The following is a 24,533-nucleotide window of genomic DNA, read 5'->3' on the forward strand; positions in this document are numbered from 1 at the left end:
GCAGTTTCACTTAGCCATCCTCTTTATGCAGCAAAAAAGAGATTCCTAAAAATAATGCAATGATAACTGGTACCCACGCTGCGATAATTGGTGGGATGTATCCGGCATTGCCAAAAGCTCGAACGAGTACAGAAATTACATAGAGTACGAAGCCAGCAATGACGCCACTAAGGATTAATTTTCCAGATTGTTCAAGACGTGTAAATTTTAATGATACCGTTGCTGCAATAAGGGTCATCGCCACAAGTAATGCTGGTAACGCAATCAATGATTGTAAATACATATCAAATTTATTAGCAGAATAACCAAAGGATCGTGCAACTGCAATCTTTTTTGGTAATTTATAGAATGAAGTTGTTGCAGGATCAGCTAAATATTCAGTCAAGAATTCTGGTTTTAGATTCGTTTCGATCCAAAATTCAGCAAATTTCTCTGGAATATGACCTGTTTTGTAGATTGTTCCATGAGTTAAAAACCAAGCACTATTTGTTAATGTCGCTTTTTGAGCATGGATCCAGTTCTTAATTGTTGCATCCTCGTTATATTGTACAAAGATTGCATTGATGAGAGAAAGGCCTTCATCTGTGATTGATTTAGCACCAATAGTTGTTGTTCCTAAATCTGTATGTTGCGTAAACCATGGAATACGATGATTATTGAGAGAAGTTTGAACATTATTACTGTGCCATTCAGCTATTATTTTTTCTGCTTGGGAATATCCCCATGCAGCAAATGGATTAAAGAGAAAAATCGCGACTAATCCGAGGAAAAAAGCTCCAAAGCATGCAGGCATGAGAAACTGCCATGCGGAAACACCTATTGAACGAGCGATAACAAGCTCAAATTTTCGGTTCAGAGAGATGAGCATTGTTATTGCAGAAAATAATGCAATGAAGGGAAAGAGTTGTTGCATGATAAGAGGAATGCGCAGAAATGAGATGAGAAGTGCACCCTTTGTTGTGTAATGGGGCAGAGAGGTTAGTCGACTAGAATTTTCTATAAAATCAATTAAAAAGGCAAGTATAAAAGCACCTAGCAAAAAATAGCAGGTTATTCTGAGGTATTGTATGAAAAAATATCGTCCAAGAATCCATCTAATCATAACAATTTATCCGAGGAATATTGAGATTTTCGATGTCCAAATATTCCTATTATTTTCTGAAAAATGGTTCGAATGGTATCATTAAATTTTGCAAAAAAATCCATTTTACGGTTTATCAATAATCTGAAAAAGATGAGTATACTTGTTCCTAGTGGCGTTATATAGAGTAGTGGGATGTAAGCAAGGTTATTTTCTGTTTTTTCGACGAAAAAATATCTTACTAAGTAAATGAGCAAGGAAAAAATAATCGCAAAAAAAGTTGTAGATATGCGTGCTTGCCGATATGAGCGCGCATCTCCTGCTGCAGCCACTGCAATTAATGCGAAAACAATAGGATATAACCACTCTGTGAGTCGTCGATGAAACTCGGCTTTATATTGGAGTGGTTGACGCTGATAGTTAGGATCATCTGGATCAGGGCGATATAAGTAAGAAAGAGGTCTGTCTTTAGGATAAATTGTGGGGATTCTATCATTCGGGATAAATTCGCTAAGATTAAAGGTGTAGGAGCTGAATTTAATAATCGAAACGCTATCATTTTGATGATTGAGCCGCTTTATTTCACCATTATTAAGAACTAAAATATTCCCACTTTTATTGCTAACAATTGCTCCTTTGGTTGCATAATAAAGAAGGTCAATTTTAGGGTCACGCTGGTCTGCAATGAAAAGGCGCCCAATGGTTCCATCTGGATACCGTTCACCTATTCCTATATAAAGATTATTCGTTAATTTTTGAAAGCTTCCTTCATGAATAAACAGATTAATGAGATCAGAATGAGCACTTGCTAACATTTCTCGCATATGAAGACGCGCTTGGGGTGCAACAAAATTAGTGATAAAAAAAGATGCGCATGAAGCAAGAATAGCAAGAAAAAGAATTGGTTTCCAAATAGTAGTTTTGGGAATACCAGAGGCGCTAATAATCGTTAATTCTGAATCTTGATTCATTCTTGAAAGGGTGGTGATAATGGCAATCATTAACGCAAATGGGATGACAAGAGAAATGACAGAAGGAATTAATAAAGACGAGAAGTATAAAGCTGTTAAGAATGTTTGTCCACTTGTTGTGAGAAAATTAATGCGTGCAAGGATTTGTACTGTCCAAATAATGCAAACTGTTGCAGTTATAACAGCGCTAAATAAAATAAAAATACGCTTTAGGATGTATAACTCAAGAATACGCATAGGTTGGACGACACCCTCAATTTTTAACTTTAAAATAGATACACTAAAACATGTTAGGTCAAGATGTATAATGACAATTTAGAACAGTCTTTATGCGTGAGTGTTTCCTCTTATGAACCAGGAGGAACCTTAATTGATCTTGATTATAATATTTAAGTGTGGTGCACAAGAAAGTTAAAAAGATAGAATATTTTTTGTTAATTTTAAAAATTATGCTTCTTTTTTTTTGTCATTTTAACATATTGAACGAAAAACAATATCTACGATAAAGGAAAAAAGCATTGTATTTTAAGTTATCTCGTCTCATGTGAGAAATATGAAAATATTTTAAAGGATGTTGGCTTTTTTGATGAGATGAAGAGTGGTGAAAATTAAGATGGTCGATATTCTTTTTTATCATTTAACACAGTCAACGCCGGAAAATGTTTTGCCGGTGCTTGTAGAACGTGCACTGAATAACTTTGATAGAGTAACAATACAGTGTATCAACGAAGAAAGACGCGATGCTATGGATAAGCATTTATGGGTTTATGCTGATGGTGCGTTTATTGGACACGGAACTGAATGTGATGAATATCCAGATTTACAACCTGTATTTCTTACCACAGGGAATGAAAATCCGAATAATTCTACAATACGCTTTCTTATAGAGGGAGCGGTTTGTTCTGATATTCATAGTTATCAACGGTTAGTGGTTATGTTTGATAGTCGTGATGAGACACAGTTAAATACTGCTCGTGCGCAATGGAAAAATTATAAAGCACAAAACCATAATGTAACTTATTGGCAGCAGACAGAAGATCGCTCTTGGAAAAAGAAAGCGTGATGCATATAACATCTTTTATTTTGATTTTTATCGGTATTATAGGGATGATGAAGCCAGAGCTCTTTATTATGGAGGGATCAGGAGGAGGTCGTTGGGTTTTTATTGTAATTTTTCTTCTGGGGGCAACAAAAATATGGCCTATAACCAAAATGTTCGAACGGAATAACAATAGTGATTGATCAAATTTTTCTGAGTATTTGGGCAGTAGCGTTAGCTTTTTTTTGTGTTTCATGGTTAGGCACAACGCATATTTTATCACGAATATTCTCTGTGACTTACATTGGTATGGTTGTTGATATTTTATTCTTTTTTCTTTGTGTGTTTTTTGCTTGGTTATTGTGGTGGAGTGTGCCGCAACCTATATCTTTAAAAATGAAATTGGCAGTATCTTTACCGCCAACATTAATTTTGTTGTTTTTCATAATTTCTAATTAGATATTTCTTCATTTTTAAAACCAACGTGAGCAATATTGAAATGTTGCACCAGGTGTTTTGCAATGCAAGGTATAGCGGATGAGCTTACGATCTTAAATAAATTCAAGGGTTACAGGTGCATCTGTGTGTTGAATTATCTTCAAAGGTAGTAAAAAAATTGATTTATGGTTATCAGTATATGCTGTTTTTAGAGGCATATTAAGGGATGAGAGTATATTGGCTCTTTGATTTTCATAAAGAGGGTGCCTGTTTTCAAGTATGACATTTCAGTGATTGGAAAATTCTTTTTGAGAAGACAAAAGTATATTTTGTCATAATAGACTATCAATTTTGTTACATATTGTATTTAATTTCCTATGTGATGAAGAGTTTTTGAAAGCATTTATTGTTCAAATAATATAAGTGTTATTGTATATTCGTTATTAAGCAAAAAATACTTTATGAAATAAAAAGATATTTTTAAAAAACCAATAAGTTTATTAAAATTAATTGCAATTATTAGTTGAAATTTAATTGCGTAGAACTACCTACATTTGATGTTTGTGTGAGCAACTAAGAGTAGGGTAAAGCTATGCAGTATAAGTGGAAATTAAGTTATTGGGTATTGATGGTCAGTAGTTGTCTTGTACAACCTACAAGTGCGTCAGATTGGTGTGATGTCGTGCCTCCTGAAAGTGATGTTAGATATCGTCAATATGACTGTAAGGTAAAAAAAACAGGAGAACTTATACATGTTCAAGAAACTGAAGAAGGTATGATTATAATCAAACCCTATGATAAATTAACCTATTTTGGTGGTTATTATGGTGTTGATAATGCATTAATTATTATCGATGACGGAAAAATTTTGAAAGATTCTATATTAGCCGGTGGGAATGTAGCTAATATTTCTCATGAAGAATCTGATATACCTAATAATGAGAAAAATTCCCCAGGAAAATCTGTTAATGTTATAGTTAAAGATGAAGGAAAACTTTACGTTAATAAAGGTGGTATGAGTAAGAATACAGTGATTGATCGTGGTGGGAGTGAGCTTGTTGAAGCTACCGGTGGTCTGCAAGGTGTTTCTAAGAATGCTACTGTTAAAAAAGACGGGTGGCAAATAATTGATCAGGGAGGGAAATCAGAAGGAGCTCAAATTTATGGTGGTAAACAGGTTATTTTGGGTGAAGGCCTTGTTGGTGATAAAGACACGAGCAGTAGTGCTTATGATACAGTGATTTATAGTGATGGGGAAACATTAGGGGAGCAGAAGGTATATGATGGGGGGATAGCTCAGAATACGAAAATTATGAACGGTGGAGTTCAAGAGGTTGCTAAAGTAGGTCCGAAAGAAATAAAAGGTGGTTTTGTTCAAAATACCGAAGTTTTTGGTGGTGGTAAGCAGTATGTGTCAGCAGGGGGATCTGCTGAGAGTGTAACTTTAAATGAAACCGCTATGCAGGCGATATATTCCGGTGGATTTGTGAAAGATCTAACGATCAATAATGAAGCAAGCTCATGGGTATATGGTGGTGCAACATTAGCAGGGAGAGTAGAAATTAATCACAATGGATCTATCTACCTATATGCGGGGAATGACGAGCATCACACCAAGGTAGAAAATGTTATTTTAAATGGAAGAAATGCAACATTATTCTCTGTTGGTACAAAGGAGGATAACGATTTTACTCAGATTGAGAATTTGAGTGGCACTGGAATTGTTCAGTTTATCCTCTCTGGGGATAATGATAAACATTATTCTCAGCTTCATGTTAAGAATCTCTTAGGTAATTTAAATTTTATGTTCAATACCACCATTGCAACTAGTCGTGGTGATTATCTCGTTGTTGAAAATGGTCAAGGAAAGCATACAGTCAGTGTTTTTGATTCAGGTGTTGAAATTACACAACCTCAATCACAAACGCATGATTTAATTACTGATAAAAGTGGAGGAGCTGATTTTACGTTGGTAAATTTATCTGGTGCAAAGATTAATGCTGTTGATGGTGGAACTTATGTATACGGCCTGCAAAAGAGAGAGCATGAAAATGCAAAGATTTGGTATTTGGCTGCAAAATTTAAGCCAGAACCAGAGCCAAGTCCTCAGCCAAGTCCAGATCCTTTAACGACTCCATCGACAGATGCACTATTGTCTATAGGAGTCACACCGCAGCTTATTTTTCATACTGAATTACAAACTTTGCGTGCTGATAGAGGCATTTTAGACAGAACTAAGAAGAATACTGCTCTGTGGAGTTATGTTCTAAGGGGTAAAGAACGCCTTGCTACAGGTCATACGCATTTTGATCTTGATCAAACAGGTGTTGTGTTGGGTACTGATGTATTGAGAGAGCTGACAAGTGGAGATTTGTTTATTGGTGGTTTTGGTAGTTATGATCACGCGCATATTGCACATGCACGCAAGGGCGTCAGTAATGTAGATGTTTATGGCGCAGGAATATATGCAACCTATTTTGATCAAGAAGGATGGTATGTGGATAGCATTTTGAAATATAATTACTACCAGAATAATCTTAGAGCTTTTTCTACAAATTCTGAAAAAATAGAGGGAGACTATCAACAGTCAGCATTCGGAACATCCTTTGAAGCGGGTTATCGTTTTCAGATAGAGCATAATAGTTGGGTACAACCTTATGGTCAGTTAACATGGTTGCAGGTTGAAAACAAGAATATCAGGCTTTCGAATGGTATGATCGGCGATATAGGCTCTGCTACATCATTGCAAAGTGCTTTGGGTCTATTTATAGGGCGTGACTTTACTATTAAGGAAAACACTCAAGTAACAACTTATATTGCAGCATCTTGGTTACGTGAGTATATTGATAATAATTATGTGACGATTAATAAACAGAATAAGTTTATAACTGATTTATCAGGGAATACTGGGAAATTTGGACTTGGTTTGAAAGGTTCAGTAAGTGATAATTTAACGCTTTATGCAGAAGCAAATTATCTTAAAGGGAGTAAGAGGAAACAATCGGTTTCTGGTTTATTAGGTGTGCGCTATAATTTTTAGAAGTGCGTAAAAATTGAAAATATAAATATCCTTTGATCACGATTAGAAATGTTGCTGTTTTTAAGCTTGATATTTCAGTGATCAGAGGGTTTTTTTATTATAAATTCTTGAGAGGATTCTCTTGATAATCACATAGCGTTGGGTAAGATCATACACTGTTGTGTCAGTGAGATACTTCTGCTTAGCTTATATAAATAACTTCATTTTGTATTTTATTTAAATGAAGACGTAATATGTATATTTTAATGAGTTCAGTTCGATTTCTTTACTGTAAGTAATTATTTAATCTTGTTTTGCTTTTTGAAAACCATTTATGTACGGCTCTTAAAATACATTATGATATTAATTTGCAATATTAAATACATTATGATATTAATGAGAAAAATGAACAAGGGGATATCAATGTATAATAATTGTTAGCTTGGGAGTCTGGGTTGTGAAAAATGAATATAGATTGGTTTTTTGGTCGCTGGTAGTTAGTAGCTTTCTTACACAAAATGCAAATGCAGAGGAAAAAAAGCAAGGGGGGAGAGTTTTTTTTAATGGGTATGAAGTCCCTATTCGAAAAGGCAATAATCTTGAAAAAGTTTTACCTAAGCATTTGGGAGCTTCTTTGATGCAGGGGACCGTAATTGGAAACGGTCAGATTGAGGTTGTTAAAGATGGCGGAACTTCAATGAGTGCTACTGTAAAGGAGGGGGGAATACAAGTAGTTACCTCAAGAGGGTATGCGCATAATACTAAGATTGAAAGTGGTAAGCAGTTTGTTTTTGAAAGAGAAGGTTTCGGTTCTTCAGAGAGGCGGCCACAAGTGGTCAGGCCAAAGGGAGAAAATTCAAGGAGTGGAAGGCCTCCTCGAGATATAAGTGCTGTTGTTATAGGGGAGAGGAAAGCTAGTGCTTATGATGCTACAGTTTCCGGTGAAAATGGAAAATGGGGAGAGCAGAATGTATATGGTGGTGGGGAGGCTTGGAATACGCAGGTAAAAAAGGGAGGTATGCAAAGTGTTTTTAATAGTGGTTTTGCATCAGGTACTCAGGTTTTTGATGGTGGAGAGCAGCGTGTCTTAGCAAAAGGTAAGGTTGGAAGTGTTACGTTACACAATGGTGCTAAGCAAGTAGTGTATACTGGTGGAGAGTTGAGTGATTTATTAACAATCGGTAATGGAGCGCGATCGTGGGTAGAGATTGGTGCAAAGTTAGGAGGGAAAATAGATGTTAAAAGCGGAGGGCATCTTTATGTTTATGGTAGTGATAATAAAGCTCGTATTATAGGGGAAAGATTTAAGTTAGATCAGGAAGGGGCTATGGAATTATTTTCTGTTAATGTACAGAGGGGAACAGGCGCTTCATCGATTCACATAACAGATTTAAGTGGTCATGGAAAAATTCATTTACCTACTAGTGATTATAGTGGGCGTTATCCTCAGTTGAACGTTGATAATTTATCAGGAGATTTACATTTTATTATAAATCTTGGCGGAGGGTATTACGGTAATTCTTTTATCCGCATTAAAGAGAATAGTAGTGGTAATCACAAAGTAAGCATTGTCGATACAGGTGTTGAATATGCAAACTCTTCCACATTAACGAGTAAGTTGAATTTAATTTCTGATGCTGTTGGAGGAGCTCAGTTTGCTTTGGCGAATCTCTCTGGCAATGGAATTGAAAATGTCGATTTGGGAGCTTATAAGTATAAGCTAGGATACGATGAAAAGAGTCAAGAGACTGATGATGAGAAAGATAAAAGAACTTGGTATTTGGCTTTAGATACTGAAAATAGTAAAAATTTCACTTCTTTGCGTAAAAGTCGGAAACGTCGGGTTATTGATCTAGATTATGAAGATGATGGTTCAGGGTATGGTGGATATACGGCTAATGAGATCTCCCTTCCTTCATCTTTAGAGAGTATGCAGACTGCTAATTTTTCAACCACTCCATCAACTGATGCCATATTGTCTATGGCTGTCGCTTCTGAGCTTATCTTCTATAATGAATTAGATGCTCTGCGTACTGGAAGGGGCATTATAGACAGAACTAAGAAAAATACTGCTCTATGGACCGCTCTTTTTAAAGACAAAGAACGCCTCTCTACAGGTCATACACATTTTGATCTTGGTCAAACAGGTATTGTGTTGGGTGCTGATTTGTTGAAAGAACTGATAAGTGGAAATCTGTTTATTGGTGGTTTTAGTAGCTATGATCAAGCACGTATTACGCATAAAGCTGGTGGTGTGAGTGGTGTAAACACTTACAGTTTAGGGATTTATGCAACCTATTTTGATCATAACGGATGGTATTTGGATGGTATTGTAAAATATAATAGTTACCAAAGTGACCTTAAGGCTGTTTCTACAAATGGTTTAGCGATACAAGGGAATTATCGACAATCAGCTTTAGGAACATCTTTTGAAACCGGTTATCGTTTTGAGACAGGGTACAATAGTTGGGTGCAACCTTATAGCCAATTTTCATGGGTACGTGTTGCAGGTAAAGAAATTGAACTTTCGAATGGTATGAGGGGTGATATAGATGCCTCCACATCGTTCCGAACAGAAGTAGGGGTTTTATTAGGGCGTGACTTTAATGTGGGTGATAGCGCTTTTGTAAGTTATCTTACAGCTTCTTGGCGGCGTGAGTATATTGATGATAATCATACAACGATCAACAAAAAATATAAATTTATAACTGATTTATCAGGGAATACCGGAAAATTTGGACTTGGTTTAAAAGGTTCAGTAAGTGATAATTTAACGCTTTATGCGGAAGTAAATTATCTTAAAGGGAGTAAGAGGAAAGGCTCAGTTAATAGTTTAATTGGTTTGCGTTATAGTTTTTAGAGGTATTATTTGAAATATTAACTGCATAAGTCTTTTTGATCATTGTAAAGATATAATTTTTATTAAAGATTTATTGATCAGCAGGTTGGTGAAAGGGAAGTAAATTGTAGTTTATATCATAATATAAGATCATAGATTCTTTTGTGTATTACGGTTTTGTCTTTTTAGCGATGAGGGGTTTATTTTTTTCGATGTGGTTAGTGTAATTTTATTCTATGAGAGCCTCGTTGTGCTTTGTTTTTTAAATTGATCATCTAACACATCAAAAAGTAAGGTTGTTGTTTTAATATAATTGAGATGTAAATGATCTTAATTAAAATTTTGATCATGGTGGATAATGAATAATTGTAAAGGTTATATGGGCTATATATTTGATGAGCTAAAGCTTTCCAATATCAACAAGTTATATTCATTATCGATAAGTAAGAGATCTGGCTCAGTAACGAATAGTTTTCAATACAACGCAGTATGCGTCAATAAAATTCCTTGATATTCTAGTATCATTAGCGTGAATATAATTCTTGTGATTTTGTATCAGCCAGATATCATTTAGTATTTAAAATAAGAGATTAATAATCACGACTACCTTTAATTTATTGAAGTACATTCTATTAAAATTATTGTTTAGAAAATTAATGCAGATTAAGTGGCGATCACTTGGCAAAATCTTCTTTGCTCGCTATAGAATAGAGAGAGTTACACAAGTGAAATAAAGGTAGTTAAATGGCTATAGAACGTACATTTTCGATGATTAAACCAGATGCAACACGTCGTAATTTAACCGGAGCAATTACAAAAATGCTTGAAGATACAGGTTTACGTGTTATCGCCTCTAAACGTGTGTGGATGAGTCGGCGTGAAGCTGAAGGATTTTATGCTGTTCACAGAGAGCGTCCATTCTTTGAGGAGCTTGTAGAATTTATGTCTTCTGGTCCAACTGTTGTGCAGGTTTTAGAAGGTGAAAATGCAATCATGAAAAACCGTGAAGTTATGGGAGCTACGAATCCTGCAGATGCAGAGATGGGGACGATTCGTAAGGTACACGCTCTGTCGATTGGAGAAAATTCTGTTCACGGTTCAGATAGTCCTGAAACTGCAAAGACAGAAATAGCTTATTGGTTTTCTGATACTGAAATTGTTGGTTAATGATTAAATTTAAGTTATCTGTAAGATACAGAAACTCCCAATAATATCTTGGGAGTTTTTTACAAGGTTACTAATTTTTCTAAACTAAAAATGTGTGTGAAGATCACAATCTTTTCTGCTTGAGTGATTCCTGTTCTAATGTCATCAGATTATGTGATGGTCCTTTTTCTCTAATTCTTAATAAAGATAAAGCAATGGGCACAACTCATTTAAAGCTGTTATTCATTATTTAACAGCTCCTCTTGTAAATTTATGCTAATAATATCTAAGTGAAAGTGTATTCAGTGTAGATATGTTCAGCATGATGCTAGCTTAGTTTAGTTGGCTAAAAGACAATATAATGATAATGACGCATCATGAATTTTTAAATTTCGTCATTGATATTCAAAGTAATACAGATCCTGTGTAGAAGGTGTCAGATTCTTTTTAGTCGCTGGTTGTATAAAAAGCACAATTTCGATATTTGTATTTTACGTGATGACATGTTTTAAGCCTGCACGGAAGTAATCCCATCCTGTCCATAATGTAAGAAGAGCTGAAATCCACAACATGGCTATGCCAAATTCTATTGTATAAGGGATAATTTTATTACCAGCTGGGCCTGCTAAAAGAAGGATGATGGCTATCATTTGGACAAAGGTTTTCCATTTCGCAAGACGAGAAACAGGAACACTAACTTTCAGTTCAGCTAAATATTCACGTAATCCTGATACGAGAATTTCTCGGCATAGAATGATAATTGCTGCCCAAAGAGTCCATCCCGCGATAGTACTATCCGCAGCAAGCAATAATAAGCAGGCAGATACAAGAAGCTTATCCGCAATTGGATCCAACATGCGACCAATATTAGATGTTTGCTCCCAAATACGAGCAAGATAGCCATCAAGAAAGTCAGTAATGGACGCAATAATAAAAATGGAAACAGCAGTCCAACGTGCGATATCGCTTGATTGTAGCTGCCCTTCTAAAAAAAAGCACGCCACAACGAGTGGAACTGCGACAATACGTGCATAAGTCAAAATATTTGGGAAAGAAAAGGTATGATCCTTCTTCATAGAGCCGTTTTCCATCCTTTATAAATTTAGTATATGTTATAAATCTAAGTAACAAGGCAAAGATTATGAGACAAGCTTTATTTTTAATTAAAATGGTTATGAATGTTTTGCGCTATCGTAATAGAAATTCCTGAAACTTTTGTTAAGTCTTCTACAGATGCATTGGCGATGGCTTTGGTGCTTCCAAAATAGTTCAGCAAAGCACGTTTTCTTGTCGGACCTATATTGTTGATTTCATCAAGTGGATTTTTAAATGTTTCCTTTTTTCTTTTTGTTCTATGAGTCCCAATTGCAAAACGGTGTGCTTCATCACGTAGACGTTGCAAAAAATAAAGAATCGGATCACGTGGGGAAAGTGTAAAGGAAGGTTTTCCTTGTATAAAGAATCGTTCGCGGCCTGCTTCACGATCAGTGCCTTTCGCTATGCCTACTACTGTGACAAGATCATCCACTCCCAATTTAGATAATATTGTACGGACAATATTTGTTTGTCCTTCACCACCATCAATTAAGATGAGGTCAGGCCACATAGGAAAAGAATTTTCATCCTCTATATCTTTATTTTGGGTGGGCAAACCATATGTTTTGATGAGGCGCGAAAATCTTCGTTCAATGACCTCCTTCATCATGCCTAAATCATCTCCAGGTGTGATATCAGTCGAGCGAATATTGAATTTGCGATATTGATTTTTGATAAATCCTGTTTGGTTAGCAACAATCATGATACCGACTGCATTTGTACCCATGATATGTGAATTATCATAAACTTCTAAACGGTTTGGAGTGCGAGGCAGTTGGAATATTTCAGCAAGATTCTGAAAGAGTTTTGTATATGTTGACGTTTCAGAAAGTTTTCGCCCGAGTGCTTCATGAGCATTCGTATAAGCATGGTTAATCAGGGTTTTTCGTTCACCGTTTCGTGGTAAAGATAAGGATATTTTGCAGTGTGCTTTTAAACTTAATGCCTCTGTAAGAAGCACTGCTTCTTCAATCTCTTCAGATAAAAGGATGAGTTTTGGAATTGGCTTATTATCATAAAATTGGGCGATAAAACTTGCTAAAATCTCAGCACTAGAAAAAGATGGATCTGCTTTTGGAAAATAAGCTTGATTTCCCCAATTTTGTCCCATACGAAAAAAGAATACTTGAATACAGGTTATGCCGCCCTGTTGTGCAATAGCAAATACATCCGCTTCTTCTATCGTGCGAGGGTTAATGCCTTGGTGGCTTTGTACGTGAGAAAGGGCCGATAAACGGTCACGATAGTTTGCAGCTCGTTCAAAATCAAGATTTTCTGCGGCTTTATGCATGGCTTGCACCATGTCTTGTTTAATTGATTGGCTTTTTCCAGAAAGGAAAGCTCTTGCTTCTTTTACGAGCTTTATATAGTCACTATTGTTAATTTCATTCGTACAAGGGGCTGAGCATCGCTTTATTTGGTAAAGTAAGCAAGGTCGTGTACGATTTTCAAGAACTGAATCCGTACAGGTTCGTAATAAAAAGGCACGTTGTAGAACATTAATTGTTTGTGTAACCGCACTAGCAGAGGCAAACGGTCCAAAATAATGAGCTTTTCGCGTTCGAGCACCACGATGCTTGTAAAGTGCAGGGATCCGATGATCATCGGTAATAATGATATAAGGAAAGCTTTTATCATCGCGCAATAATATATTAAAACGTGGTTGTAATCTTTTGATGAGATTAGCTTCTAATAATAAAGCTTCTATTTCTGTATGGGTAACAACAAACTCCATATGAGATGTTGCACGAATCATACGGATAATACGGTTATTATGGCCGTGTTCATGGGTATAGTTTGAAACTCGTTTTTTTAGATTACGTGCTTTGCCAACATAAAGAACATCGCCATATTCATTAAACATCCGATAAACCCCTGGTTTATGGGGAAGATGTTTGACAAATTCTTGTATGAGCGCAGATCCTTTGGGTCCATTATTACTCTCATTGTTTCGATTGGCACTATCCCATATAATATCAGATAGAAAAGGTAGATTTTTTTCTTCATTTGGACAAGAAGGTGTATTGCTTTTTCGGGTCATCTAGCTTTTCCAGCAATATTTTTATTTCTCACATGAGATGTTTTTTCCATTAAACGCTATCATGTGTATATTTATAGTTTTTTGTTCCATAAATAATGCATATAGCATGATATTTTAGTCGCATTATTTTAATCAAATACTACAAAGATAATTTGACAAAGCAATTTTATGCAACTGTCAACCTACGACCAATTTGATTGAAATGGTAATTTTTATTAATCACAGATTTTTAGATGGTTTTGTTTAAAAATTAAGTTTGTGATTTTGGTTGTGATTTTATGCATTGCTGGTTGATGATTATCTGAGAATTTTTAAAACAGTATAAAGTGATGTACTGAAATGTATTTTTTATAATATTTATATTTTTGATATTTATTAAAATTTGAAAGACTTTTATGCAACTAAGCCTTCATCATTTATCCATTGATAAGTAATGTGCGCACTTTTATCTTGTCTGAGACAAGTGATAAGAAAAGGGCTAATTTTTCTCATTTCTTCTTCAAGAAGATAAGGAGGATTAATAAGAATCAAACCGCTTCCATTCATCGTGGGCAAGATTGAATTTTCTCGGATACGCATTTCGAGTTGTAGAATTTTGGGAATATCTGTTTTATGAAGTGCATGAAGAAAATTTTCAATGTCTTTATCGTACTTAACAGGATACCATAAGGCGTAAATGCCACCTGGAAAACGCCGATATGCTTTCACTAATCCTTCAATAAGACGGGAAAATTCACCAGGATTTTCAAAAGGGGGATCAACAAGGATGAAGCCGCGTTTTTCTTTTGGAGGTAGGTGAGCATTTAAAGATAGCCAACCATTCAGATGCAGCACTTTTGTTTGGTAATCACCGGAAAAATTATTGGCTAAAGTTTGGTAATCTTCATCATGCAATTCAATGGCAGTGAGTCGATCTTGTTTACGTAACAATTTGCGAATGAGAATAGGTGATCCAGGATAGAATGTGATTTCTCTATTATTTTCTTGATTAAATGCATAAATCACATCAAGCCATGGATCAAGGAGTGTTTGTAAATCTTCGGGAATAGGGTTGGATAAAATTCGTCCAATACCCTCACGCCATTCTCCTGTTTTTTGCGCTTCTAGGGAAGAGAGATCATACAATCCGATCCCAGCATGCGTGTCTATAACACGAAAAGCTTTCTCTTTTCGCTTGAGATATTCTACGATGCGTGTGACAATGACATGTTTAAAAACATCAGCAAAATTGCCAGCATGATAGATATGCCGATAATTCATAAAATAGACTCTACTGTATACGATTGTTGATCAAGTTTCTAAATGTATGATAATAATTCTTACATCAGTAAAGCGCTATTAAAAACAATATATCTTACAAAAACGAATGTTTTTTAAGATTGTCGGTTGATATAATTGTGTTATTCTTTACATCAATAAAGTTTTCATGAACAAAAGATTCAAAAGGTTGCGTGCGGATTTTTGATAACAAAACCATTTTGCAGAAGACCAGTTTGGTTTATCTAGTATCCAAAAGAAACTTATTCATGAAGATTTCTTATCCATTTTTATAGCTTTTATTATATGCTTTTTTCAAAGATTATATTTTAAATTTTTTGATATAGCCTTATCAATGGGCGATGAAAATATCAGGTGGTGATCCTGAAAATGTTCGTCTTCAATCAAAGCAAGTATAGGAAACTGTTTTTAACAAAAACGAGGCCTGCTGCTTTTGGTGCTGTTGTTTTATCGTTTCCCTATATAGCTTTATAGCACCAAGGCTTTATAAAAATGAGCGTATGGCTTTTTTACCATTTCTCATGGGTGCACCGATTTTATTTTTAGTTTGAGGAGCATTTGTTTATGGTCTGTTAGCGTCGATAATGCTTTGGTCTAGTCTTTCTCAACAATTTTTCTGGATCTTCATTAAGGATAGAGTGTATAGCCTGTATTTCAGATTATCTGAGTTTTATAGCATCGTTGATCTTGATTTTTGGTTTGATTTTCCAATTACCTCTTATTACTAGTCTCTTAACGAAGGTTGGATTGTTAACATCTCATATGTTAATATCCATTTGAAAGTGAGCTATTCTGATTTCCTTTATTATTGCGGCTATGGTGACGCCATCAGATTTTTACTATGTTTGCCAGTAACGCTACCAACCGCAGTTCTCTATGAGGTATCGATTTTAATAGTTCACTGGATAAAAAAGAGAGAGAAATCCTCTTAATGAAAGTTTATATTTTATATGATACGAGGTTTATGGAAACGGTACAAATGAGGAATTTTTATGCTTGACATTAAATGGATACGTGAAAATCCTGAAAAATTAGATGAAGCACTAGCAAGTAGAGGCATTGAACCACATGCTGAACGCTTAATAGCACTTGATCTTGAACGTCGGTCGCATGTTGTCGAAGTTCAATGTGCACAAGAGCGCCGCAATTCAGCTTCTAAAGAAATAAGACAAGCTTTGGCTGCAGGTGATCAAAAAACTGTTGAGCGTATTAAAGCTGAGGTTGAGGAGATTAAAACTTTTCTTTCTTCTGCCGCAATAAAAGAAAAGCGATTAACCGAGAGTCTTGAAAAAATACTATCAGCTATACCAAATATTCCGTTAGATTCTGTTCCAAAGGGTGAAAATGAAGAGGCCAATATTGTCATTCGACATTTTGGTACGCCCCCGACATTTAATTTTATACCAAAAGAACATTTTGATCTTGGTCAAAATCTTAAGCAGATGAATTTCGAGCGAGCAAGTCGTTTGTCGGGTGCACGTTTTACTGTACTTTCAGGGGCGTTAGCTCGGCTTGAACGTGCATTAGGTCAATTTATGCTTGATGTGCATGTTAATGAGCATGGTTATGAAGAAATTTCTCTTCCTCTTCTTGTGCGTGATGAGATTGTTTATGGAGCAGCGCAACTGCCGAAATTTTCTGATGATCTTTTTCGGACTACAGATGGGCGGTGGCTCATTTCTACGGCAGAAGTGCCATTAGTCAATTTGGTAAATGGTGAGGTTCTTCATGAATCAGATTTACCATTGCGATTTTCCTCTCTCACCCCTTGTTTTCGTTCAGAAGCAGGAGCAGCCGGTCGTGATACACGTGGTATGCTACGTCAACACCAGTTTTGGAAGGTGGAGATGGTATCGATTACCACTGAGGAACAGTCCTTAATTGAGCTGGAACGTATGACAGAGTGTGCAGAAGATGTATTGAAGCGGCTTGAGTTGCCTTTTCGTACTGTGGTTCTTTCTACTGGGGATATGGGGTTTGCTTCATGTAAAACTTATGACATTGAGGTTTGGCTCCCGGGTCAAGGGTGTTACCGTGAAATTTCAAGTTGTTCAGTTTGTGGTGATTTTCAAGGACGACGTATGAATGCTCGATATCGTAAAGACGGAGATAAAACATTGCATTTTGTGCATAGTTTGAATGGTTCAGGTACCGCTATCGGTCGTTGTCTTATCGCTATTCTTGAAAATTATCAGCAGGCTGATGGATCGATTATTATTCCAGGTGCTTTGCAACCTTATATGAAAGGCATAAGTCGTATCACTGCCTAAATAGGGCAAAGTGAAGTTGGTATAGGTAGGTTTATTGCTGATGAATGATAATTGATCTGTACAGTGAGTGATAATTCTGTAAGGAGATCACTCATGCATGAAAATAGCCACCGCATTGGAGATTGAATGGCATTATGGAGCAGAAGGATATTTTACAATTTCGTGAGAAATTAGCAAGCCTTGTGCTGAAAATGCGTAGTAAGGGAATTGATGATGTAAATTTTTTTGCAGCATTTGAGAAAATTCCACGTCAATATTTTGTTTCTTCCCCTTGGCTTAATAGTGCTTATGATAATAAAGTTATTCCAATTGAATGCGGTGAATATATTGAGCGTTTGGAGGAGCAGCTTCTGATTCTCTTTGCGTTGTCATTGAGAAAAAAGCACCGTGTTTTAGAAATTGGTACAGGCTCTGGTTTTTGTTCTGCTCTTATCGCATATTTAAGTGATCGTGTAGTAACAGTTGATCGTTATAAAACACTTGTTGATCTAGCACGACAAAAATTTCAAACTTTAGGAATTGAAAATATTGTTGTGCATCAAATTGATGGTAGTCGAGGTGTTACAGGTTTTGGGCTATTTGACCGTATTCTTATTTGGCCATCACGCTCTGATGAACCAGAAGAGTTTTTAGAGCTTTTAACTGGAAATGGTATTCTTATTCAAGCTATTGGACCAGATGAAGGAGTGCAGATGGTTACACGTTATATAAAAAATGGTAGCCGATTTAAGCGCTTAGAAATGTTTCAAGCGCGCTATCAACCTTTTATTAAAAATGTTGCGGCAGTTCTCTAATTTTGCGATTAAGAATCGCAAAATATTCCATTCGTTTACCTGATGATGAGTTCAATTTGATCTTTTTATCAGGATGTTCATGGATAAAATGTTTAATTTTAACTTTTAGGTAATATTAGCAATATTTAATAGAGTCAGTTGAGCATTGGCTAATGAGAAGATTCATGTATTTGAAAACTTTGAATGACATTTTTCGGTATAATTTTCAGAAGATTGCTCTTTTAGCAATAGCAACAATAATTACAGGTTGTAGTTCTGGCACACAGCGTTTTTTTGATGGTTTTTATGAGGGAGAAGCGTCTACTCAGTTAACTGAAAATACAGCTATGTCTGCTGATAGACGAATAATATCGCAAAGCAGTGTAATACAAAGTGATGAATTGCCACCTGTGGAACCGCTTCATTCTTCAGGGGATCATAATCATGCTTCATATAATTTTTCAAGACAAGAGGCAGGGTCGTCTTTTCGCGAAAACAGGGTTTCTCCTGATGGACGGATTATGGGTTCACCGCCGCAAAATCTTGGAACGCTTTCTCGTTCAAATGTGAATAATCCTTCCATTTTTCAAAAGGGATCCTATATCGTGCAGAGTGGAGATACACTATTTAGTATCGCACAGCAAAAGGGAATCAGTGTCGAGTCATTAAAAGTAGCAAACGGTATGGGGGACAATGCTATTTATATCGGTCAAAAACTCGTTATTCCAGATAAACAGACAGTTGTAACTTCGAATGCTCAAAATAATGCTGTAGGTTCATCGACAACTACATCTTCAACTCAATCTAAAGGTATGTCCTTTGTTAAAAAAGAGGAGATATCTGCTGCATCACGCTCTGTAAACACTGCACCTGCTGCAATAATTAATACGCCAGATGTTAAAAAGAATGTTTCTAAGCAGATGACGACTTCAAAATCTGCAAGTAATTCTTCGAAGACGGTTAAGGATTCAGATAATATTACTGTTCCCCAAGCAACAGGAGTTTCCAAGATGCGTTGGCCGGTACGAGGGCGCTTGTTAAGTCACTTCGGGCAAAAAAAGGGGACAATAACCAACAGAGGGATAGACATTAATGTACCTGAAGGTTCATCAGTAAAGGCAGCTGAAAACGGTGTTGTTATCTATGCAAGTGATGGATTAAAAGAACTTGGAAATGTTGTCATGATTCGACATGAGGATAACATTATCACTATTTATGGTCATAATAGCAAACTTACTGTAAGTAGAGGGCAAAGAGTAAAACGTGGTGATGAAATTGCTAAATCGGGTGTTTCAGGAGATGCTACAACACCGCGTGTTTATTTTGAAATACGTCAAAATTCTGTACCCGTCAATCCTGCTCAGTATTTAGAGAACTGACTCGGTTTCTCCAATTTTAAAAATTCATTTATATTAAACGCTATGATATCAGTTTATTTAACGTAGGTGTTTTTCAAGTTCCTGTATAAAACTGTGTAAGCTTATCAGAATTTTCTGTGTTGTGCTTTAATAAAGCATCACAGTAATTTTAGGGTTGTTTTATAGGCTATAATGGTGAACATTAGCATCAATCGAGAATATTTTTGATATCTATGATGAGTAATTTGATTAGGGATGTTTTGATCTAATTGTACGTTCTGTAGTATAGATAGATGAAAACTCATTGGTACAGTTCTTGTAATCGCGTAATATGCAATTTTTACGCATTGTTGATGCAATGATTGAGATTGATGGCAATACAATTAACGCGGTTAACGGCTTTGGGTATAATTTTTTAAGGTTTCTAAACAGGATGATCAGCCTAATCACTAAGGTTGAATTTCATTTAAATAAAATGGCATACATGAATAATTATTAATCTAATTTTAAGGTAGGGAAGCCTATTTTTTGCTTTCTGTTTTTCCAATGAATGAGAAAGATAGTCTTTATTCATATACAAAAAGTGATATAAATCTGTTTTTTATATATTTTTTCTCGTTGCCTTTTAGCTCTTAAGGCTCTATTTCCTTTAGAAAAATTATAACTGCATGATGTGGTTGTTAGAGTTAATAGTACCTAAGTGATTTTTTCTCTGAATCAAGAGCTTGTTTTGATTAGAGTGAAAAATACTTAAAGTTTAATCTGTAGGAGATAAAAATGTTGATTACCAATGCTCAGGCTCAGGCTCAGGCTGCAGGTGGTGCTGCTGGCGGAACGTCGTTCGTTACCTTTATTCCTTTTATTTTAATTTTTGTGATTATGTATTTTTTAATTATTCGCCCGCAGCGTGTGCAAATGAAAAAGCGGCAAGAAATGCTTAATGCTGTACGTCGTGGAGATGTAATTGTAACAGGTGGCGGTATCATTGGTAAGGTTATAAAGGTTCATGATGAAATTGGTGAATTAGAGGTTGAAATTGGTGAGGATATGCATATCCGCATTCTGCGTTCAACATTAGCTGATGTGCGGGTTAAAGGTGAGCCAGTTTCAGAAGAGAAAGCAACACCTAGTGCTAAGGTAAAAACACCTAAAAAGTCTGGAAATAAAACCACAACAAAAGACAGCGTGGCTGTTGCTAAAAAAGCAAAATCTCCATCAGAGGAAGAGAAACCAAAAGCGTAATCGTGATTTATAACATCTCTGTAAAAAAACAGAGATGTTTTAGATCTGTGAAGAGCGTTTTATTCATGGGTGTTTCAGAAATGTGAGCTGTTTTAGCCATAATGTTAAGTGTTGTGCATAATTGAAGTTGTTTCTTTTGAAGAAAGAGAGATAGTGTAAATTTCTCATTTTTAATGGGCATAAGGCATTGAGTGTGCTTTATCGGAATTTCTTTTTACATTATTGGCAACATTTTTGTGTGTTCATTACTTTAAGCACTGTTGGATAGGAAAAATTTTGTATTGATATTGCTATAGGCGTTATTATCAGAACCTATAATGCATCAATGTTTGTTGCTGTTTTTTTTAAGTGAAAAAGCGCAATAAGGGAGCAAAAAAGGAATACTTATTATGTCTCATGCAATTCAAGTGCGCGAAGCGCATTTCCCAGGGCGAGCGCCTATTGATGCTTATGGAAATGGTGGTTTTCGTTTCGCCGATATGTCGCATCAAGGTTCTATTATATGTGTACCATCAGGCGTTTATGGTATTGATATGGTGGGGCCTATGCCGAGTCGGGACGATATCTCTCGCATTTTACAAGAAGCGGATGAGATTGAGATTTTTTTGATAGGCACAGGGATTGAGTTATTACGTTTACCTGAAGAGTTACGAGTAGTTTTATGGGAAAAGCGTATTTCAACAGATACAATGAGTACAGGAGCAGCAGTGCGCACATTTAATGTTCTTTTGTCTGAAAATCGTGCAGTTGCTGCGTTGTTGTTTGCAGTAGAATGACACATTTTCTTCCTCATTGTCTCAGTGTTTTACGTGCTACAGATCGTGATCGCTATATATCGGTGTTATTTGCACCTAAAAGAAAACGCAGAGCATTAGCTGCTCTTTATGCTTTTAATGCAGAAATTGCTCGTATTCGCGAAAGTGTAAGTGATCCGCTTATTGGTGAAATGCGATTACGTTGGTGGTACGATTCCATTGCTAATAGCACAGTACCAAATGGTGAAAATAATCCGATTTTGAATGAGTTGCTGGAAACAATTATTCTATTTAATTTACCTAAAGAAGCTTTTTTACAGTATTGTGATGCACGGATTTTTGATCTTTACAATAACTCGATAATAACCATTCACGATCTTGAGAGTTATTGTTATAAAACAGCAAGTAAAATTTTGCAGCTTGCATGTCAGATATTGGATTTTGATTCAGCAAAAAATTTCACCGATGCCTGTGAGCATGGTGGAGTTTCTCAAGCATTAAGCGGTATATTACGTCTTTTGTCGTTAATGCAATCACGATATCAATGTTATTTTCCTTCTGACATGCTGAGAGCTCTGGGAATAGACAGAGAAGATTTAGAGTCTAATCGTATCACCGATAAACAAAAATGTCAGATGATTGAAGCTATGGTAGCTTTATCGCGAGATCATTATCTTAAGTTTTATGAATATTCTATTATTTTACCTGAAACACTCAAACCCGCATTTCTCCCGTTAGCCATTACACCAGTGTCTCTTCAAAAGGCATTAAAATTGGAAGCTGAAGTTTTTCAAAATAGCATAAATTCTTCATTACTTCATCGTTATTGGTTAATAACAAAAACAGCTATTTGTGGTAATTTTCCAAAATTATCATAGAGCTTTGATAACAGATCACTTACCCTGATCATATGAGAATATCCTAAATTAGTTAGATCTAACATTCTTTGTGCATCAAAAAATATTTCAGAAATCCATTTATTGTTTTTTCGTAACCCTCAAAATTTACAAAGCAGCTAACGCTATATAGAGATATAATTTATCTGAGATTTTTCAGGAGAGAAAATAATCCCGCTCTCTTTATTAAAGGCAAATTATTTGTCCTTAATATTTAAAGCGGGGTAAGATTTTTACTGAGATGTACTGAAGAGTTGATTGTAGTTAGATCCATTAATTTCTATAGGGTGTTCTTCATTTGCAATTTGTAGCATGCCAAGCTTTAAATCCTCTTTCAGCGTCATATCCATATCTTCACGTATATCAGACGGAATAGTTTGAGCCGTTACATTTTTAGGTATAGATGATTCTGTTATTTTATAAATGATACGGTTCGTTGCAACCGCACCTTTTATGATGCCATAATGACCTTTCGGGCCAGAAAATAATGCTTTAACTCCTTCAATGCCAAGAATATCTGATGAGTCTTGACGCCGTAAGGCTGGTGTTGTTTTCTTTTTAACGCTGAGTTTAGCAGCAAGAGAATCAAGGCTTTTCCCTTCAGTAAGCTGTTTGAGAATATTGTTAGCTTTTTCATCAAGGAGTTGTTGAATTTTTGCATTTTTCCATTCAGCAACAGCCTCTTTTTCAACCTCTTCAAGAGCTTTATCACGAGCAGGAGTGATTGCATCCACTTGATACCAGAGATAACCTCCTTCTTGAAGGGAGAGTGGATCAAGTTCAGAGCCTTCTGTTGCCTGATAAATAGCACTCAAAACAATCTCTTTTTGAGGTAAATCTGTGAGCATTACGCCCTCAATTGTTTTGCCTTCTTTATCAATTGTGATTTGACGAAGAGATAAATTATATTGATCAGCAAGTTCTTTAAGAGAAGCACCTTCAAAACGAGCATTTTCAATTTCTGTATATTTACTGCGTAAATCGGTTACGGCGCGATTTTGGGCAAGTGTTTGGCGAATGTCTTGTTCTATATCTTCAAAAGGGATAGGGCCTGAAGGTATAATCTGCATAACACGAACGATTATAGGGCCTTGCAAGTCGTTGATAACGGCACTAATTTGCCCTTGTTTAAGCTCAAAAATGTCAGATGCCAAATAATTAGGAAGCTCACTTTCTGCTAAAGGGCCCTTTTTTATATCTTTAAGAGTCTTTTTTTCAGATTGAACGAGTTGATCAAAACTCATGCCATTGGCTATTTTTTGGGCTGCTTTATCAGCGGCTTCTCGTGTGGGGAAGCGTAATTCTTCAATGATACGTTTTTCAGGCACTGTAAAACGCGAAGCATTTTGATTGTAATAAGTCATAGCTTCATTTGCTGAGATGTTTTCCAATTTTACAAAATCATTTGGGGTGATCGATAATAAAGAGACGGTGCGATATTCCGGAGCACGAAACATATTTCTATGAGTATCAAACCATTTTTGTAATGTCTCTTTATTGGGGGTAGAAATTTTTTTCTCTTTTTCTAAATTAACGACAAGATAATCGGCGGTACGTTTTTCTTCACGATGAAGGGCAAACGCTTCATAAAAGAGATTGGGTATCTTTGCTCCGGATAATGATGCTAAAATGAGCTGATTACGTTTTTCTCTTTGAGTGTAATAATCGAGAAAATGACTTTGGCTAATATTTAATTGCTGAAGATAGTTAAGAAATAAGTTTCGGTTGAAATTTCCATTTGTTTGAAAAATACTATCAGAACTAATAATGTGAGCTAGCGCATCTTGTGAAAGACTAATTTTCATTTTACGCGCTTGTTCATCAAATAGGATATCCTGCTGTAATTGATAGAAAACAAAAGCAGGAATTCCATATTGCTGAATTTCATCTGGTGAAAGCATTCGCCCTAGCTGAGAAGCAAGTGCGAGACGTAAGCTATAATCAGCAAGTGCAAGACGGTAATCATCAACAGTTATGACAGATTTTCCAGAAGTAAGAAGATTGCTCTCATTCTTTATGTTTAATTGCGGTATACCCCACAAAAAGACAAAGCATAAAAGCAAAATAGCGAAAAAAATCTTAGTAACCCAAGAATTTGTAGTGTTCCTTATGGAGTCAAGCATTGTTTAATTCCATCTTTAGCACAGTTGTTGTCAAAGTCATGATAGAATCCAAAACATAACAGAATCTAAAATAATAACAAAATTTGCAATAAAGATGCATAAGATGCAAGCTTAAATACTTGCTTTCATTCTATAATTTGTTACTTAAAAGCAGTAAATCTTGTTAGGA

Annotated in this window: 18 protein-coding genes and 1 pseudogene; 13 read left to right on the plus strand and 6 right to left on the minus strand. The window is 35.8% G+C overall.

What is annotated here, in order from left to right; genetic code table 11:
• Positions 1 to 10: 10 nt before the first annotated feature.
• Complete coding sequence (gene lptG, locus BARBAKC583_RS02445) at positions 11 to 1,102, minus strand: LPS export ABC transporter permease LptG (RefSeq protein WP_011807331.1); 1,092 nt, start codon at positions 1,100 to 1,102, stop codon at positions 11 to 13.
• On the minus strand, positions 1,099 to 2,289 hold the full coding sequence (gene lptF / locus BARBAKC583_RS02450; protein WP_005766607.1) for an LPS export ABC transporter permease LptF: 1,191 nt from the start codon (positions 2,287 to 2,289) through the stop codon (positions 1,099 to 1,101). The genes lptG and lptF overlap by 4 nt, the downstream gene beginning before the upstream one ends.
• A 376-nt stretch (positions 2,290 to 2,665) precedes the next feature.
• Here lptF and BARBAKC583_RS02455 point away from each other — a divergent pair, with 376 nt between their 5' ends.
• The 6 genes from BARBAKC583_RS02455 (at position 2,666) to ndk (ending at position 10,554) form a co-directional block, all read left to right on the plus strand.
• Positions 2,666 to 3,115 carry a DNA polymerase III subunit chi gene (locus BARBAKC583_RS02455; protein ID WP_005766608.1) on the plus strand — a complete coding sequence of 150 codons (450 nt, stop codon included), beginning with the start codon at positions 2,666 to 2,668 and terminating at the stop codon, positions 3,113 to 3,115.
• Positions 3,115 to 3,294 (plus strand): hypothetical protein, encoded by a 180-nt coding sequence (locus BARBAKC583_RS02460; RefSeq protein WP_005766609.1) that lies wholly within the window; start codon positions 3,115 to 3,117, stop codon positions 3,292 to 3,294. Before BARBAKC583_RS02455 ends, BARBAKC583_RS02460 begins: the two co-directional genes overlap by 1 nt.
• Complete coding sequence (locus tag BARBAKC583_RS02465) at positions 3,287 to 3,550, plus strand: hypothetical protein (protein ID WP_005766610.1); 264 nt, start codon at positions 3,287 to 3,289, stop codon at positions 3,548 to 3,550. The genes BARBAKC583_RS02460 and BARBAKC583_RS02465 overlap by 8 nt, the downstream gene beginning before the upstream one ends.
• Positions 3,551 to 4,121: 571 nt before the next feature.
• Positions 4,122 to 6,569, plus strand: coding sequence for an autotransporter outer membrane beta-barrel domain-containing protein (locus BARBAKC583_RS02470; protein WP_011807332.1), 2,448 nt, complete (start codon positions 4,122 to 4,124; stop codon positions 6,567 to 6,569).
• 436 nt (positions 6,570 to 7,005) lie between these two features.
• Complete coding sequence (gene bafA, locus BARBAKC583_RS02475) at positions 7,006 to 9,408, plus strand: BafA family autotransporter (RefSeq protein ID WP_005766622.1); 2,403 nt, start codon at positions 7,006 to 7,008, stop codon at positions 9,406 to 9,408.
• A 723-nt stretch (positions 9,409 to 10,131) separates the two neighbouring features.
• Positions 10,132 to 10,554: a nucleoside-diphosphate kinase gene (ndk, locus tag BARBAKC583_RS02485; RefSeq protein WP_005766624.1), complete on the plus strand. Its 423-nt coding sequence runs from the start codon at positions 10,132 to 10,134 to the stop codon at positions 10,552 to 10,554.
• A 470-nt stretch (positions 10,555 to 11,024) separates the two neighbouring features.
• On the opposite strand, the gene pgsA is transcribed toward ndk, so the two are convergent.
• The 3 genes from pgsA to BARBAKC583_RS02500 all read right to left on the minus strand — a co-directional run bounded on the left by pgsA (position 11,025) and on the right by BARBAKC583_RS02500 (position 14,929).
• Positions 11,025 to 11,609 (minus strand): CDP-diacylglycerol--glycerol-3-phosphate 3-phosphatidyltransferase, encoded by a 585-nt coding sequence (gene pgsA, locus BARBAKC583_RS02490; protein ID WP_005766626.1) that lies wholly within the window; start codon positions 11,607 to 11,609, stop codon positions 11,025 to 11,027.
• Between the two features lie 83 nt (positions 11,610 to 11,692).
• A complete protein-coding gene (uvrC, locus tag BARBAKC583_RS02495) occupies positions 11,693 to 13,669 on the minus strand; it encodes an excinuclease ABC subunit UvrC (RefSeq protein WP_005766628.1) in 1,977 nt (658 codons plus the stop codon).
• Between the two features lie 393 nt (positions 13,670 to 14,062).
• Entirely contained in the window at positions 14,063 to 14,929 is an 867-nt protein-coding gene (locus tag BARBAKC583_RS02500; protein ID WP_005766630.1) for a 23S rRNA (adenine(2030)-N(6))-methyltransferase RlmJ, read from the minus strand.
• Positions 14,930 to 15,206: 277 nt separating this feature from the next.
• On the opposite strand from BARBAKC583_RS02500, the pseudogene tatC reads away from it, so the two are divergent.
• The 7 genes and pseudogenes from tatC to BARBAKC583_RS02530 all read left to right on the plus strand — a co-directional run.
• Positions 15,207 to 15,879 (plus strand): annotated as a pseudogene (gene tatC, locus BARBAKC583_RS06800) (twin-arginine translocase subunit TatC); the annotation flags it as partial.
• Between the two features lie 60 nt (positions 15,880 to 15,939).
• Positions 15,940 to 17,217, plus strand: a complete 1,278-nt coding sequence (serS, locus tag BARBAKC583_RS02505) for a serine--tRNA ligase (protein ID WP_005766632.1) — start codon at positions 15,940 to 15,942, stop codon at positions 17,215 to 17,217.
• A gap of 134 nt (positions 17,218 to 17,351) precedes the next feature.
• Positions 17,352 to 18,011, plus strand: coding sequence for a protein-L-isoaspartate(D-aspartate) O-methyltransferase (locus tag BARBAKC583_RS02510; protein ID WP_005766634.1), 660 nt, complete (start codon positions 17,352 to 17,354; stop codon positions 18,009 to 18,011).
• Positions 18,012 to 18,175: 164 nt separating this feature from the next.
• Positions 18,176 to 19,369: a peptidoglycan DD-metalloendopeptidase family protein gene (locus BARBAKC583_RS02515; RefSeq protein WP_005766636.1), complete on the plus strand. Its 1,194-nt coding sequence runs from the start codon at positions 18,176 to 18,178 to the stop codon at positions 19,367 to 19,369.
• 756 nt (positions 19,370 to 20,125) lie between these two features.
• Positions 20,126 to 20,590: a preprotein translocase subunit YajC gene (gene yajC, locus BARBAKC583_RS02520; protein ID WP_005766639.1), complete on the plus strand. Its 465-nt coding sequence runs from the start codon at positions 20,126 to 20,128 to the stop codon at positions 20,588 to 20,590.
• A 389-nt stretch (positions 20,591 to 20,979) separates the two neighbouring features.
• Complete coding sequence (locus BARBAKC583_RS02525) at positions 20,980 to 21,366, plus strand: Mth938-like domain-containing protein (RefSeq protein ID WP_005766641.1); 387 nt, start codon at positions 20,980 to 20,982, stop codon at positions 21,364 to 21,366.
• Positions 21,363 to 22,223 carry a phytoene/squalene synthase family protein gene (locus tag BARBAKC583_RS02530; protein ID WP_005766643.1) on the plus strand — a complete coding sequence of 287 codons (861 nt, stop codon included), beginning with the start codon at positions 21,363 to 21,365 and terminating at the stop codon, positions 22,221 to 22,223. Before BARBAKC583_RS02525 ends, BARBAKC583_RS02530 begins: the two co-directional genes overlap by 4 nt.
• Before the next feature lie 251 nt (positions 22,224 to 22,474).
• Here BARBAKC583_RS02530 and BARBAKC583_RS02535 read toward each other — a convergent pair whose 3' ends face one another.
• Entirely contained in the window at positions 22,475 to 24,364 is a 1,890-nt protein-coding gene (locus BARBAKC583_RS02535; RefSeq protein ID WP_005766646.1) for a peptidyl-prolyl cis-trans isomerase, read from the minus strand.
• Between the last annotated feature and the right edge of the window lie 169 nt (positions 24,365 to 24,533).

This window comes from Bartonella bacilliformis KC583, from assembly GCF_000015445.1.
GTDB classification, from domain to species: Bacteria; Pseudomonadota; Alphaproteobacteria; order Rhizobiales; family Rhizobiaceae; genus Bartonella; species Bartonella bacilliformis.